Genomic DNA, 16,087 nt, shown 5'->3' on the forward strand with positions numbered 1-16,087 from the left:
TTTAAAAAGCATTGAGCGGTAAATCACTCAATGCTTTTTTTAATAATTTTCAAGTAGTTTTCTAATTTCAGATAGGCTTGCTCCTTTTTCTCTTGCAAGTTTTGCCAAGTCCTCATACTCTAATTTTTCTTTTACGGCTCCATAGCCCCTAGATATTTTTTTCCTGACCTTTACCTGATTGCTTTCAATTTCTTGAAATTCTCTTTTTAATATATATCTCTTAGTTTTTGTTTCCCTAAGTCCTATGCTGCTAGTGTGCTTAAACATGGACCTTATTACTTTTTGCTTATTTTTTTTGTCTACCATGGCTCTTAATAAAATGCCCGGCCTCGATTTTTTCATTCCTATGGCAATTGTATAGACTTCAAAAGCGCCAGCCTCAAAGATTCGATCTACTGCATATGATATGTCCTCTCCAGTCATATCATCTACATTCAAAGAAAGCTCATATACATCTTCATCAGCTCCCAAGCTTTCTACTTCGCCCAAAAATGCCCTTACGGAATTTAGGATTTTGTATTCTTTTTTGCCCATGCCATAGCCTATTTTTTCTATTTTCATTTGCGGCAATTGGCAAAAATCATCGACAAAATATTTTAAAAGAGCAGCTCCTGTCGGAGTGCAAAGCTCTCCTTCAACGCTACTGGCATAAGACGGAACACCTCTTAGTATATGGGCTGTTGCTGGAGCAGGCACTGGAAGGATTCCATGGGCGCACTTCACATATCCCCTACCAACATTTACTGGACTAGCCAAAATTTTTTCGGGTGCCAATTTTGAAATCATATAACAGGTGGCACTTATATCAGCTATTGCATCCAAATTGCCCAGCTCATGAAAATGAACTTCATCTACTGTCTTATTGTGTGCAAGAGCCTCGGCTTCGGCTATAATTTCATATATGGCGACAACCTGATCTGCAAGTTTTGTTTCTAGACTTGTATTTTTTATTATCTCCTTTACATCTGCTATTGTTCTGTGAACATGGTGATGGTCGTGGTCATGGTGGTGGTCATGGTCGTGGTTATGGTCGTGGTCATGGTGATGGTCGTGGTAGTCTTCCACCTTTTCTTCTTCTCCATTTATCATGACCCTTAAATCAATCCCATATATGCCCTTGTTATCTACATTTGCATATGCAAATGTAACCCCATCGATGCCAATCCCATTTAGGTCTTCTATAATTTTATCCTTATCTTCAAAAAGCCCCAATAAAGATGCGCCTATCATATCTCCGGCTGCACCCATGCCTGTTTCTAAATACAAAGTTCTCAATTTTTAGCCTCCATGTGATTAATCATATTTGCTAGATAACCTGCTCCAAATCCATTGTCTATATTCACAACGCTGACCCCAGATGAACATGAGTTGAGCATTGATAAAAGTGCTGCCAGTCCGTTAAAAGATGCTCCATATCCTACGCTTGTAGGCACTGCTATTACAGGGCAATCTACAAGTCCTCCTATTACAGATGCCAAGGCCCCTTCCATACCTGCTATGGCAATTACAACGCTCGCCTTCATAAGCTCATCTGAATATGACAAGAGCCTATGTAAACCCGCTACGCCCACATCATAAAGCCTTAAAACTTCATTGCCCATCATTTCGGCTGTCAAGGCTGCTTCTTCTGCAACTCCTATATCGCTTGTGCCTCCAGTTGCAACTATTATTTTGCCAATCCCATCTGGCTTTCTTTTTTGCCCAACTATTCCTACTTGAGCTTGGGGATAATATTGCACTGGATGAACTTTTGCAAGTATTTCATTTTTATTTTCATCCATTCTGGTTATCAAAATAGATTCCTGTCCATTTTCAAGCATGAGTTTTACTATGCCACTTATTTGTTCTGCTGTCTTGCCAGCTCCATAAATCACCTCTGGACTGCCCTTTATAATTTTTCTATGTAAATCAATCTTGGCATAAGAAATATCTTTAAAGGGGCTCCTTTTTAACTCCAAAAGGGCATCTTCTATGGAAACCGAGCCATCCTTTACACCCAATAAAAGTTTTTTTATATCAGTTTTCATGACCTCACCTCCAAATCTAAAACTACAAATTCATAATCTCTTATAAGTCTTTTATATATCTGAGCCCGCTTAGAAAAAAATCTTTGAAAATCTCCATCTCTTAGCTGAATTTTGGCTCCCTTGTTTAAATTTCTAATTCTAAAATCAGAAAATCCCAGATCTCTCATGAAATCCTCTGCACTCTCCGTCCTCTTTAGGTCATCTCTATCTATCTTTTTATCTATCTCCATTCTCGTTGCAAGACAAGAATAAGAGGGCTTATCCCATGTGAAAAGCCCCGCCTCTTTTGAAAGTTCTCTTATATCATGCTTACTAAGTCCTGCCATCCTCAAAGGAGATAGAACTTTCAACTCGCTTTTGGCCTTCATCCCCGGTCTATCAGCTTCTGAGTCGGAAGCATTTGTTCCATCTATGAGTACCTTGAAGCCATCTTCTTTGGCAACTTTTAAAATTGTTCCAAAAATTTCGTGTTTACAATAATAGCACCTGTCTTTGGGATTTCTTGCTATGTCAGCATTTTCCAATACATCCATTTCTATTATCTTCATATCAGCTCCAAGCTCTTTTGAAAGTCTTTTGGCATCCTTAAGTTCAAAATCTGGTTGAAAATCGCTTTTGACATAATAGGCTCTCACTCTTATCTTGGCCTTTATTGCCATGTATAAAAGATAGGCTGAGTCGACTCCTCCCGAAAATGCCAATGCTACACTTTTGTATTCTTCAAAAAATTTTTCTAAATTCAATCTATACACCTATAAAATTTGTTATTATATGGACTTTTCCACTTCCTTGACTGCCAAGTCTATAAGGGTCTTCATTGAATAGTCATTGATTCCTACGATTACATTGTCATCATGCAAAAACGGAATGAGAACACGTTTTGCTCTTGATATGCCAACAGCTTCTGCCATCTTGGCAGTGATCTCTCCATATAAGGAATTTGTAAGCAAAATTCCTATGGGTCCAACTATGACATCTGCCCTTGCCGCATTTACAACGACAGCATTTTCTCCAGTCGCTCCAAAATCTGCCCCAGCTTTTAACATATTTCCTGTGGCCGTTGAGTTTGTGCCGACAGCAATTATTTTCACATCTTCATGTACTTGCTTGATGGCTTGTATAAGTTGTCTTCCTACTCCTCCGCCTTGGGCGTCTATAACCAAAATATTCATACTTCACTCCATAATTATTATTAAAGATAATTATATCATGTTGCCACATTTTTTAAAAAATCATCATTTCAAAAATGCCAAATCGCCAGCAATAAAAAAATCAGACTCTGAGTCTGATCAAATTTTATAAAATTATTAACTTGATATGAGCTTAGTGTTCAGCTAAATGTCTAAAACTTTTTGTCTTACCTTGACTTGCTTTAACTGGGGCAAAAGCTGTCAAAAGTAAGGCCACCATTAAAAATTCTAAAACTATAAAAAAATACAACATAAACTTTCCTCCTATAATAATACCCGCACCATCTTTGCACTATTTTTTTATTTGGATTTTTGATTTTATAAATTTTACATTTTTATTAGCTTTAAAAAACTTATACAAGTCTGTATATCCAAGCTTTATATTGTATAGTGTTTCTTATTGCACTTATAATTATATATCTTGCACTGTGAATGTCAAGTGCAAAAAGTGCATTTTGTAAAATTTTTTTGCCCCAATTCAAATTTTCTAGTAATTGTTTCATTTTAGTCTTTGAAATAATTTGATTTAAAAAATCCAACTAGCAAAATAAAAAAGACCATGAGTTAACTCATAGTCTTTCTTGTATAAGTTTTCAGTTTTTTTAATTTTCATAGTGTCTTATTATGTCTTCGAGTACGCTCCATACATATGAAACCTGGTCTCTTTTTTCTGATGAAAATGGAATCACCATTTCTTTATTTTCAACTCTCAAACTTTTTCTTATGATATCAAGGTGCTTGTTCACTTGTCCCTTGGATATTTTATCTGCCTTTGTTGCAAGTACGAGTCCAGAAAATCCAGATTCATTTAAGGCTTCATAGGTCTGTTTGTCTAGCTCCGTTGGCTCATGACGAATATCTACAAGAAGAATTATTTCCAAGAGGGATTCCCTATTTTCTATATATTCGTTTATTATGTCTGCCCAAGTGTCCCTTTCCGACTTGGAAACTTTGGCATATCCATACCCTGGCAAGTCAACTAGTCTCAAGCTATTATTTATATTGTAAAAATTTACTGTCCTTGTTTTTCCTGGTGTCGAAGAAGTCCTGGCTAGATTTTTTCTTTTAAGCATGGCATTTATAAAAGATGACTTGCCAACATTAGATCTGCCAGCAAGGGCAAACTCTGGAAGATTGTCTGGCGGATAATTTTTTTTAGATACTGCTATTCTTTCAATGTCTGCACTTTTTATAATCATTTCTTCTCCTTCAGGGCAACTTGTAGAATTTGATCTATATCATCTACAAGAACTATGCAAAGGTCTTTTATGGAGTCCTCTTCTATTTCCTTTAGGTCTTTTTCATTTTGGGCTGGTATAAACACTTTTTTTATGCCCATCCTAGATGCCGCTAAAAGCTTTTCTTTGAGTCCGCCTATTGGCAATACCCTTCCTCTAAGTGTAATTTCTCCTGTCATGGCAACAAATCTGTCAACTGGTCTACCAGTTAGGGCTGAGCATAGAGCAGTTGCTATGGTAACTCCAGCAGAAGGCCCATCTTTTGGCACAGCTCCTTCCGGCACGTGGATATGGATATCTATGTGCTTTCTAAAGTCTGGGTTTAGTCCATATTTTTTCGCATTAGATGCCAAATAGGACATGGCTGCCATGGCAGACTCTTTCATTACATTGCCAAGAGAACCTGTTAAGATTAAATTTCCCTTGCCTTCCATGCTTGTAACTTCTATTGCAAGACTTGTTCCTCCGACTTGTGTCCACGCTAAACCATTTACAAGCCCAACTTGGTCCTTGCCCTCTAGGTCTTCTATTCTAAATTTTGCAGATCCCAGATAATCTTTTAGATTTTTTATGGTCACATTTACCTTTTCTTTTTTGCCTTCCACAATTTCAAGCGCTGCCTTTCTAGCTATCTTGGATATTTGTTTTTCCAAGGCTCTGACACCAGCTTCTCTGGTGTAATAGTCGATTATAGCTTTTATGGCTCCCTTGGATATTGAAAGGTCTTTTTGCTTTAAGCCTGCTTCTTTTATATTTTTAGAGAGTAGATACTTGTTGGCTATTTCAAACTTTTCTTTAGCAGTATAGCCTCCAAGGCTTATTATCTCCATTCTGTCCCTCAAAGGCAGAGGAATAGTGGCTATATTATTTGCAGTAGTTATAAAAAATACCTTGGATAAATCAAATGGCAAGTCCAAATAGTGATCTGTAAAGGTCTTATTTTGTTCCGGATCTAAAACTTCCAGAAGTCCAGCAGCTGGATCTCCTCTATAATCTGATCCCACCTTGTCTATCTCATCTAAAAGAAAGACCGGATTGTTATTCTTAGCTTTTTTTATAAGCGATATAATTCGTCCAGGCATAGCTCCTACATAAGTTCTCCTATGCCCTCTTATCTCGGCCTCATCTCTAACTCCACCAAGGCTCATACGAACAAATTCCTTGTCCAAGGCTCTTGCAATTGATGATGCTATGGAAGTCTTGCCGACTCCGGGAGGGCCGAGCAAGCATAAAATTGTAGATGTAGGCTCCTTGCTCAGTTTTCTTACAGCTATAAACTCTAGAATCCTCTCCTTGACTTCCTTTAGTCCATAGTGATCCTGATCTAGAACCCTTCTTGCCTTTTTAATGTCTATGCTTTCATCCGAAGATTCTAGCCAAGGTAGGTCTACTATCCAATCTAAATAGTTTACAAGGACTGTGTACTCTGGAGATGCCGCATTTATATCTTTTAATTTTTCGACTTCTTTTAGGGCCTTTTCTTTTACTTCTTGGGGAAGTTTTTTGGTTTCCAATTTATCTAAATAAGAAGCGACCACACTGGTTTCGCTATCTCCAAGCTCCTTATGAATGACCTTAATTTGCTCTCTTAGATAATAGTCCTTTTGCACCTTATTCATATTGGCTTGGACTTTTTCGTCTATATTTTTTTCAATCCCTAGCACTTCTATTTCTTTTTGTAAGACTTCGTGAAGCTTGACCATCCTGTCATATACATCTACTATCTCTAAAAGCTTTTGACAATCTTCCAAATCAAGACTTAAATAACCAGAAATTGTATCCACAAAAGAAGCATAAGAGGACTCATCCAAAACACTTTGCAAAAAGCCCGGCATAAGTTTACTGTTTAAGTCTTGATAAATTCTCAAATCTTCTTCTAGTAATCTTTTTGCCGCCTGAAGATTTTTTGAGTCTTCCTTATCATCTTCTATGAAAATTTCTATCTCACCAAAAAAATAATTATCTTTTGGGAGAATTTTATTTATCCTAGCCCTATGAATCCCCTCTACAAGAACCCTTATATAGCCTGCTGGCAATTTCACAATTTGTTTTATTTTGGCAACAGTTCCATACTCTTCCAAGTCGTCAACACTTGGCTCTAAAATATTCATATCTTTTTGACCAGACAAAAACACTAGGGATTCTTCTTGCATTTCTGCATTTTCTATTGCAGCTATTGTTTTAGACCTACCCGCATCAAAGTGGGTTACGGTATTTGGAAAGACTAGCAAATCTCTTAGGGCTATGATTGGTAGTTTCTTTAATTCTCTATTTTCTATCATCAAGCATTCCTCTTTAAAAAATATAGGCCCACAAGGTGAGCCTATCCTTATTTTCTTAAATTTTAGGACTTTTAATCTCCTTTTTAACTAGAATCGGTGATTGTGTTTTATCAACTGCCGCCTTAGTTATTATAACTTTTTCTATGTCATCTCTAGATGGTATCTCAAACATCAAATCCATCATTGTGTCCTCAATTATACCCCTAAGACCCCTGGCTCCAGATTTTTTTAGAAGTGCCTTTTTGGCAATTTCTTCAAGGGCATCAGCTTCAAATTGAAGTTGCACTCCGTCAAGCTTCAAAAGATACTCATACTGACTTATTAGAGCGTTCTTGGACTCAGTCAATATTTGAACTAGAGCCTTTTCATCAAGCTCTTCCAAGGTAACTGTCACAGGCAATCTTCCAATGAATTCCGGTATCAGACCATACTTAATTAGGTCTTCGGTCTGAACTTGATTTAAAATTGCACCTATGTTCTTTTTATTCTTGGATAAGTCTTGATTAAATCCTATGGATTTTTTGCCAATCCTTTGTTCTATAATCTTCTCAATTCCTTCAAATGCTCCACCGACTATAAACAATATATTGGTAGTATCCACTTGGATAAATTCTTGGCTTGGATGTTTTCTTCCACCTTGGGGTGGGACATTTGCGACGCTTCCCTCTATTATTTTCAAGAGAGCTTGTTGGACTCCTTCGCCAGAAACGTCCCTTGTAATTGATACATTTTCAGATTTTCTAGCAATTTTGTCAATTTCATCAATATAAATTATCCCTTTTTCTGCCGCTTCAACATTGTAGTCTGAAGCTTGAAGAAGTTTTAAAATTATATTTTCAACATCCTCTCCAACATAGCCCGCCTCAGTTAGCGACGTGGCATCAGCAATTGCAAAAGGTACATCTAGAATCTTTGCCATAGTTTGTGCAAGCAAAGTCTTACCAGATCCTGTTGGACCTATCAAGAGAATATTCGACTTTGAAAGCTCTGGACCATCTTGCCCATTTAGTGAATTTATTCTCTTGTAGTGGTTGTAAACCGCAACAGCCAAGGCTCTTTTGGCATCTTCTTGTTTTATTACATAATCATCTAAGACTTTTTTTATTTCGGCTGGTTTGGGAAGATTCATATCCATCTTGGGACTGTTCATTTCCTTTTCAGCTCTTAACATTTGCTCGCAAAGATCAATACACTCATTGCAAATGTAGACATTGGGACCCACAATCAATTTCTCAACTTGATCCTTAGTTTTGCCACAGAAAGAGCATCTTAAGTTTTTATCTTCTGTCATTTCAACCTTCCCTAGTCTCTATTACCTTATCTACAATACCATAGTCCATGGCTTCTTTTGCAGATAAAAAGTAGTCTCTATCCGTATCTTTTTCAACTTTTTTGAGATCTTGACCAGTTCTTTCAGAAATTATTTTATTTAATCTCTTTCTAATCTCTATAATTTTTTCAGCGTGAATCATGATATCACTAGCTTGACCAGATGCGCCACCTAGGGGTTGGTGAATCATTATCTCAGAATTTGGAAGAGCAAATCTCTTGCCCTTCGTACCTGAAAGCAAAAGCATGGCTCCCATTGATGCAGCCATACCCACACAAATTGTAGATACATCGCACTTTATATACTGCATGGTGTCATAAATTGCAAATCCCGCCGACACAGATCCTCCAGGTGAATTTATATAAACTTGGATATCCTTGTCCGGATCTTCAGACTCTAAAAATAAGAGTTGAGCAACTACAAGATCTGCCATGACGTCATTAACTTCGCCTGTTAAAAATATTATTCTATCTTTGAGAAGTCTTGAATAAATGTCATATGACCTCTCTCCTCTACTAGTTTGTTCTATGACCATTGGCACCAAAGCCATTTAATCACACCCTTTCGGGACTCTTAGTCCTCTTTTTCCTCTTTAACTTTTTCCTCTTTTTCTTTTTTTACTTTCTTTGTCTTTTTGGCTTTCTTTTCTTCTTTAGCTTCTATGAATTTTGCATTTTCAACAAGCAATTTAACAGCTTTTTTGAAAGCAATATCCTTCTTGAGACCTTCTACATCGCCCTTTAAAATCATGTCAACAAAATCTTTTTGGCGTTTTTCGTCTCCATCTGCATATTTTTTAGCCATTTCTTCAGCTTCAGCCTTTACTTCATCTTCTGAAACTTCAATTTTTTCTTGGCGGCGAACTGCTTCTATTGCAAGTCTAGCCTTAACTGTTGATACAGCTTGTGGGCGTCTTTCTTTCTTGAAATCTTCAAGTGATGAACCAAGCATCTTCAAGTAATTGTCAAAAGTCATGCCTTGCATTTGCAAAGATCTGTTGTAATTTTCGATTTCAGATTCCAATACAGTATTTATCATAGCTTCAGGAATATCATCGCTTACTTGTTCTATAAGTTTTTCAACAACCTTGTTTTCTCTCTCAACTTCTGCTCTTTGGGCAAACTCTTCTTCTTTTTTGCTTTTCAAATCTTTTTTATATTCTTCAAGCGTATCAAAATCTGAAATATCCTTTATAAATTCATCATCAAGCTCTGGCAACTCTTCAAAAGATATTGAATTTAATTTTATCTTGAAAGTAGCAGGCTTTCCTGCCAAATCTTTTTGGTGATATTGCTCAGGGAAGGTCACTTCGATTTCAAATTCATCTCCAGGATTTTTGCCAACTATTTGATCTTCAAAACCTTCTATAAAAGTCTTGGAACCGAGTTCAAGATCTTGATTTTCTCCCTTGCCGCCTTCAAAAGCCTTGCCATCTACAAAGCCTTCAAAATCTATATTTACTCTATCGCCTAACTTTGCAGCTCTGTCATCCACATTTATTATTCTGGCATTCTTTCTTCTTTCATTTTCTACAAGAGAATCCAAAAGTTCATCTGTAACTTCAAATTTTACATCTTCAACTTCTAGACCAAGATAATCTTTGACTTCAACCTCAGGTTCAACTTCAACTTTAAATTCACATGGCAAATCACCATTTTCAGATTTTTCCTTGAAGTCCACATCTGGCATGGCAATAGGTTTAAGGTTTAATTCCTTTATTGCAGCATCATAAAGTCCCGGCAAAATTTCATTTATTGCATCTTCTGTAAAAACATCTTTGCCATAAAGATTTTCTATCATCTTTTGAGGTACATGACCCTTACGAAATCCAGGAATTACAAAGGACTTCTTGTTCTTTAAATATACTTGATTTTGTGCATTTCTAATTTCATCTGCAGGAATTACAAGTTCAAATGAAACAGAATTCCCTTCTTTGTTAATAAGTTTTACCATTTCTACCTCCATAATTAACATCACATAATGTTAAAATTTTATAATAGTTTTGGCTAATTTACAAGCTTTTTTCTAAATTCTCATCCTTAAAAGCCCCAAACAAATTATCCAACTCTTCCTTAGTTAGAGTGATGCCCTTAGACATCTTGCTGTGATCCTCTGACCACGACCTTATATCGTACTTGGGAGCATTCTCTCCCCACTTTACAATATTAATTTCCTTCGTCCAGGAATTTCTGTCTTTAGAAAGAATTCCTATATGCTTAACTATTTCAAATTTTAAAGACATGGGACACCTCCTGCTTTGCGTACTTATAATTCTACCCCAAATTTGAAAATAATAAACCTTATAAATTCTTACAAAACGCAATAAAAAAAATGCCAAGCTCCCCAAAGCTTGACATTTTTTTAATAGTTCTTAGATTATTCTGCAGGTACTGCTGCGCCTGTTGGGCAAACGCCTGAGCAAGCTCCGCAATCAATACATTCGTCTGCGTTAATTTCGTAAATTGCTCCTTCTGAAATGCAATCTACTGGACATTCTGCCTTGCAAGCTCCGCAAGCTATGCAAGCGTCTGTAATTTTATGTGCCATTGTTTTCCCTCCAAAAATATTTTTGATTGATTATCAATTAAGGCAAGTATAGCACAGTTTTTTTTCTTCTTCAACCTTTAAAGGCTGATTTTTACACATAATAGGCATTATCATTTGCATTTTTAAATTGTTTTGACCTTGTATGTTTATAATCTTCGTGTGATTTTGAATTTAGTTAAATTAAATTTTTATAACTGTACTTATCCCTAATATTTTTATGCAAAATATTTTTTGAATATATTTTTTTTGAATTTTCACAATGTGATTCTCATCACACTATAAGTTTTTTAATCTAAATTTTATCTTTTAAATTAGTTTTTTATACTTAAAAATTTTTTGATTTACAGTCTAAGAGTATTTATATAATTTAATATTATAGATTCATGGGAAGATTAAATTTGACATTAAAAATTTTGCGACTTAATATTTAATTAAGTTTGGTTTTTCATTGTTTGGAAAGGATAATTTTATGAATATTTTTTTTAAAAGAGCTAAATCTTTAAATTCTTATATGCTAAAGGATAGAAGAATTATACATCAAATGCCAGAACTCGGACTCGAACTTCCCAAGACAAAAGAATATATTAAGGGTCGTCTTGAAGAAATAGGGCTTGAGCCTATCGAAATCGGAAAATCTGGTCTAGGCGCAATAATAAAGGGTAGCAAAAAAGGCAAAACTTTACTTTTAAGAGCTGATATGGATGCCCTTCCCATGGCGGAAGAATCGGGTCTTGATTTTTCTCCAAAAGGAAATACTGCTCACACTTGTGGCCATGATTTGCATTGTGCCATGCTTTTATGTGCGGCTCAAATCTTATATGAAATTAAAGAAAACCTATCGGGAAATATAAAACTCATGTTTCAGCCAGCTGAAGAGATTTTTAAAGGTTCTTTAGAATTTATAAAAGCAGGTTTCTTAGAAAATCCAAAAGTTGACGCAGCCTTAGCCCTGCATACCTCTTTAAATGACTTGCCTGGCTCCATCGAATATAACGAAGGTTATGTAACGACATCTAGTGACAATTTTAAAATAGAAATTCAAGGAAAGGGAGGCCATGGTGCCTATCCCCACTTATGTATAGATCCCATAAATGCAGCTCTTTGCATTTATAGAGCTTTTGGCAATTTAGTATCTAGAGAAAATCCTCCTCAAACTACCACTACCCTAACCTTTGGTCAATTGAGTGCTGGTTCAAATTCAAATATTATTCCCGATACGGCAATCATGCAGGGCACTATGAGGACTTATGAGTCCAAGGTTAGAGCTTATATGAAGGATAGAATGTCAGAAATTTTAAAAGGCATAGAGTTTGAAAGCAAGTGTAAAATTAAGTTGGACTTTTTTTCTGGAACTCCATCTGTGTATTCAGATCCTCGTCAGACTAAAGAATTTATAGAAATTTTAAATAAAAAATTTAAAGAACTTAAAACTATTGGCGATAAGCAAATCATGGCATCAGAAGATATGGGTTATATTTCAGAAAAAGTTCCCACAAGTTATCTAATGCTAAATTGCAAGGTGAAAGGAAATGATTTTGCCCACCATAATCCCGGAGTCCTATTTAATGAAGATGCCATGGTTTATGGTGCTGCTATTTTCGCAACTATTGCTAGTGAATATTTAAAATGATTTTTTGATATAATAATATCTTATATAAAATAAAAGGCTCTCAGAGCTATTTGCTTTATAAGCACAGCTTGAGAGCCTTTTTGTTTATTGAAGTTTTTCTACTAAAATTTTGATTTCATGACCATTTAGGTCTTGAGCTTTTTCATCTAAGTTTGAAAATTCGATTTTTTCTGCCAAACATTCTTTTTTGATGTAGTCTTTTTCTTTTTCCAAAGCTTTCTTGACTTCTTTGTCTGTTTCGTAGAATATGTTGATATTGTCCAAAACATCAAAATCATGCGCTTTACGCATTTGTTGAATCTTGGATATGAATTCTCTTACATAGCCCTCTTCTATCAAAGCTTCATCCAAGGTCTTATCTAAAATTACAAAGACGTTGTTTTCCATCATTACATCAAAGCCTTCCTTGGCTGTGATTGATACTAGTACATGGTCCTTATTGATCTTATAGACACCTTCTCCGATTTTTTCTTCTATAAATTCATTTTCTTCTAGTTGATCAAGTAGTGTTTTGGCATCTTTTTCTTGCAAAAATTTACCGAACGCTTTGATATCTTTACCCATTTCTGGGCCTGCCAACTTAAAGTTTGGTTTTAAGGAAAAGTCCATAAATTGAGATAAGTCATCTTCAAAGGCCACTTCTTTGACATTTAGTTCTTCCATGATGAGGCCATCCAAGCCGGCTAGGATTTGCTTGTACTTTCCGTCTATTAAGACTTCTCTTAGAGGTTGACGAACCTTTATCTTGGCATTTTCTCTAGATGCCCTTCCAAGAGTGACAAGCTTTCTTACAAGATCCATCCTCTTTTCTAGTTTGTCATCTATTAGACCTTTGTCATAACTTGGATATTCTTCTAAGTGAACGCTAGTTCCGTCTGTAAGTTTTTGGAAGAGTTCTTCTGATATGAAAGGAACTACTGGAGCTATCATCTTAGTTAAATCTAAAAGCACCTCATAGGTAGTGTTGTAGACGCTCATCTTATCCTCATCTTGTTCGGTCTTCCAGAATCTTCTTCTATTTCTTCTTATATACCAGTTGGAGAGATCTTCTATTACAAAATCTTGAATTTCTCTTACAACTTTTGTGTATTCAAACACTTCCATGTCAGCTTCGACATTCTTTTTTAGGTTGTTAAATTTAGATAGCAACCACTTGTCGATTTCATCTCTTTTTTCATAAGGCACTTTGAATTCTCTGGGGTCTATGTTGTCAGTTCCTGTGTAGAGAGAGAAGAAGTTGTAGATGTTTCTAAGAGATCTAAAGAACTTGGATTCTATTTCTCTAAGTCCATCTTCATCAAACTTTGTCGGTGTCCAAGCAGGAGAAACATACATCAAGTACCAACGCACAACGTCTGCTCCATATCTTTCAAATAGATCCTTGGGGCTTACAGTATTGCCTCTGGTCTTGGACATCTTCTTGCCGTACTTATCCAAGATTAGGTCATTTACCAAAACATTTTTATAGGGGGCTTTCTTCTTTACATAGGATGCAATAGCTATAAGAGAATAGAACCAGCCCCTTGTTTGGTCTATACCTTCATTTATAAAGTCTGCCGGGAAAAGGCTGTCGAAATTTTCCTTGTTTTCAAAAGGATAGTGCCATTGAGCAAAAGGCATAGCACCAGAATCAAACCAGACGTCTATTACATCTTTTTCCCTTGTCATCACTTCTCCGCACTTGTCGCATCTAATGTGAACATTGTCAACATAAGGTCTGTGAAGTTCTATATTTTCGTCTATATCTTCTATGGCTCTTTCTTTTAATTCTTTTCTAGAGCCTATACTTGTGGTGTGACCACATGAACATTTCCAGATTGGAAGAGGTGTGCCCCAATATCTCGATCTAGAAATTGCCCAATCGTTTAAGTTTTCTAGCCAATTTCCAAATCTCTTTTCACCGACATAAGACGGGAACCAGTTGACTTCTTTATTATAGGAAACCATCTTGTCCTTATACTTGGTAACTTCTATATACCATGATGGGTGAGCGTAATATATTAGTGGAGTGTGGCAACGCCAGCAATGAGGATAATTGTGTAAAAACTTTTGAGAAGAAAATAAGAGATTATTTTCTTTCAAATACATTATTACATCCATATCAGCATCAATTACAAATTTGCCCTTCCAAGGAGTGTCTGTGTACTTTCCTTGCTCATCTACTGGATTTAGAACTGGAAGTTTGTATTTCCTTCCCAAATTGTAGTCATCTTCCCCAAAGGCTGGAGCTGTATGAACTATTCCAGTACCGTCTTCTGTACTTACATAGTCTGCCAAGGTCAAATAAAAGGCCTTCTTGTCAGGCTTTAAAAATGGCATGAGTTGTTCATACTCTACAAATTCTAAATCCTTACCCTTCATTTCTTCTACAATTTCATAGTCCATATCTCCCAAGACCTTGGGTGCTAGAGCCTTGGCAAGATAGTAATATTCTACATGGTCTTCGCAGCATCCATGTTTAACTTTTACATAGTCTATTTCTGGTCCAACAGTAAGAGCAACATTTGATGCAAGAGTCCAAGGAGTAGTGGTCCATGCTAAAAAGTATTCATTTTCGCTGTCTTTCTTTTTAAATTTTACTGTTACAGTAGTAGTTTTTATTTCTTCATAACCTTGAGCCACTTCATGTGAAGCTAAGCCAGTTCCACATCTAGGACAATAAGGCAAAATTTTGTGGCCTTCATAGATTAGACCATCTTTAAACATTTGATCCAAAATCCACCAAATGCTTTCGATGTAGTCATTATTCAAGGTGATGTATGGATTGTCCAAGTCAATCAGATAACCCATTCTTCTTGTCATTTCTCGCCACTCTTTTTCGTATTCAAAGACAGATTCCTTGCATTGTTTGTTGAATTTTTCAACTCCATATTTTTCTATGGCCTGCTTGCTATCCAAGCCGAGTTTCTTTTCAACTTCAATTTCTACAGGAAGGCCATGGGTATCCCAGCCAGCTTTTCTCTTTACTTGATAACCCTTCATGGTCTTAAATCTGCATGTCATATCCTTTAAAGTCCTTGCCATGACATGGTGGATGCCCGGCTTTCCATTGGCAGTAGGCGGGCCTTCATAAAAGACAAATTGTTCCTTGCCCTCTCTTTCACTTATAGATTTGTGGAGCAGGTCAATCTTGTCCCAATAATCTGCAATTTTGTTTTCTCTGATGCTGACTTTCTCCGTAGATAAATTCTCAAATTTGCTCATTCTTTCCTCCTAATAAAAAATCCCTTAGGCATAAGCCCAAGGGACGATTGTATCGTGGTACCACCCAAGTTCCGAATTTCTTCGCTCGAAAGACTATAAGGCGTCACCCCATGGCATTACCCATGACAAAGAAAGTGATCCGAAGCAAGCTTTACTTTGAGTTTTCACCAACCACTCTATCTCTTTTAGTAAAAGTAATCGCTTCCGTCTTTCTGTAAGTCCTATATAAAATCAATTATTTTGGCATCTGAAAATTGTTCTATTATCAAACTTTGTATTGATGCCAACTTGTTGTGAAATTTACAGTCTCTACCGTTTTGCTTATTTTTTCTCAAGCAGTCCGGATTCTCACCATCTAAACAATTGTTCACTATAATAGGTCCATCAACAGCCAAAATAATATCATAAAGACTTATATCCTGGCTTGACATTTTAAGTTTGTATCCGCCCCTGGCACCCCTTATAGAGTCAGTTATTCCGGCTTGATTTAATTTCCTCAAAATTCTCAAGGTAAATCTCAAAGGAACCTCCTCCTCATCTGCAATTTGAGGAGCTGCAACTACATTATTTTTAGACCGCGCCAGATTTGAAACTATTCTAAAAGCATAATCAACTTCTCTGGTTATTCGCACTTTTTCA

General features: G+C 36.3%; 14 protein-coding genes. 1 reads left to right on the forward strand and 13 read right to left on the reverse strand.

All coding sequences use genetic code 11. The features are described 5' to 3' along the window. Window positions 1–39: 39 nt before the first annotated feature. From larC to LV469_03855, 11 genes are all read right to left on the reverse strand, one after another. On the reverse strand, window positions 40–1,275 hold the full coding sequence (gene larC, locus LV469_03805) for a nickel pincer cofactor biosynthesis protein LarC (GenBank protein ID UHR03424.1): 1,236 nt from the start codon (window positions 1,273–1,275) through the stop codon (window positions 40–42). Then, window positions 1,272–2,027: a nickel pincer cofactor biosynthesis protein LarB gene (larB, locus tag LV469_03810; GenBank protein UHR03425.1), complete on the reverse strand. Its 756-nt coding sequence runs from the start codon at window positions 2,025–2,027 to the stop codon at window positions 1,272–1,274. The genes larC and larB overlap by 4 nt, the downstream gene beginning before the upstream one ends. Continuing rightward, entirely contained in the window at window positions 2,024–2,779 is a 756-nt protein-coding gene (larE, locus tag LV469_03815; GenBank protein UHR03426.1) for an ATP-dependent sacrificial sulfur transferase LarE, read from the reverse strand. The genes larB and larE overlap by 4 nt, the downstream gene beginning before the upstream one ends. 15 nt (window positions 2,780–2,794) lie before the next feature. Next, a complete protein-coding gene (locus tag LV469_03820) occupies window positions 2,795–3,199 on the reverse strand; it encodes a DUF3842 family protein (GenBank protein ID UHR03427.1) in 405 nt (134 codons plus the stop codon). 620 nt (window positions 3,200–3,819) lie between these two features. Continuing rightward, complete coding sequence (yihA, locus tag LV469_03825) at window positions 3,820–4,416, reverse strand: ribosome biogenesis GTP-binding protein YihA/YsxC (protein ID UHR03428.1); 597 nt, start codon at window positions 4,414–4,416, stop codon at window positions 3,820–3,822. Then, window positions 4,413–6,737 carry an endopeptidase La gene (gene lon, locus LV469_03830; GenBank protein UHR03429.1) on the reverse strand — a complete coding sequence of 775 codons (2,325 nt, stop codon included), beginning with the start codon at window positions 6,735–6,737 and terminating at the stop codon, window positions 4,413–4,415. Before lon ends, yihA begins: the two co-directional genes overlap by 4 nt. 55 nt (window positions 6,738–6,792) lie before the next feature. Next, entirely contained in the window at window positions 6,793–8,028 is a 1,236-nt protein-coding gene (gene clpX / locus LV469_03835) for an ATP-dependent Clp protease ATP-binding subunit ClpX (GenBank protein UHR03430.1), read from the reverse strand. A gap of 1 nt (window position 8,029) precedes the next feature. Then, the gene (gene clpP / locus LV469_03840; protein UHR03583.1) at window positions 8,030–8,611 is read right to left on the reverse strand and encodes an ATP-dependent Clp endopeptidase proteolytic subunit ClpP; all 582 of its coding nucleotides are present in this window, start codon (window positions 8,609–8,611) and stop codon (window positions 8,030–8,032) included. Between the two features lie 29 nt (window positions 8,612–8,640). Then, window positions 8,641–10,020: a trigger factor gene (gene tig / locus LV469_03845; GenBank protein UHR03431.1), complete on the reverse strand. Its 1,380-nt coding sequence runs from the start codon at window positions 10,018–10,020 to the stop codon at window positions 8,641–8,643. A 58-nt stretch (window positions 10,021–10,078) separates the two neighbouring features. Continuing rightward, entirely contained in the window at window positions 10,079–10,309 is a 231-nt protein-coding gene (locus tag LV469_03850) for a hypothetical protein (GenBank protein UHR03432.1), read from the reverse strand. 134 nt (window positions 10,310–10,443) lie between these two features. Beyond that, window positions 10,444–10,614 carry a 4Fe-4S binding protein gene (locus tag LV469_03855; protein UHR03433.1) on the reverse strand — a complete coding sequence of 57 codons (171 nt, stop codon included), beginning with the start codon at window positions 10,612–10,614 and terminating at the stop codon, window positions 10,444–10,446. 469 nt (window positions 10,615–11,083) lie between these two features. Between LV469_03855 and LV469_03860 the strand changes: the two genes are divergently transcribed. Beyond that, a complete protein-coding gene (locus tag LV469_03860) occupies window positions 11,084–12,244 on the forward strand; it encodes a M20 family metallopeptidase (protein ID UHR03434.1) in 1,161 nt (386 codons plus the stop codon). An 84-nt stretch (window positions 12,245–12,328) separates the two neighbouring features. Here the strand turns inward: LV469_03860 and ileS are convergent, their stop codons facing one another. Together ileS and LV469_03870 are read right to left on the reverse strand one after the other, a co-directional pair. Then, the gene (gene ileS / locus LV469_03865; protein UHR03435.1) at window positions 12,329–15,448 is read right to left on the reverse strand and encodes an isoleucine--tRNA ligase; all 3,120 of its coding nucleotides are present in this window, start codon (window positions 15,446–15,448) and stop codon (window positions 12,329–12,331) included. 221 nt (window positions 15,449–15,669) lie between these two features. Continuing rightward, a complete protein-coding gene (locus tag LV469_03870) occupies window positions 15,670–16,080 on the reverse strand; it encodes an Rrf2 family transcriptional regulator (GenBank protein ID UHR03436.1) in 411 nt (136 codons plus the stop codon). Window positions 16,081–16,087: the final 7 nt, after the last annotated feature.

The organism is Peptoniphilus sp. GNH (assembly GCA_021307325.1).
GTDB lineage: Bacteria > Bacillota > Clostridia > Tissierellales > Peptoniphilaceae > KA00134.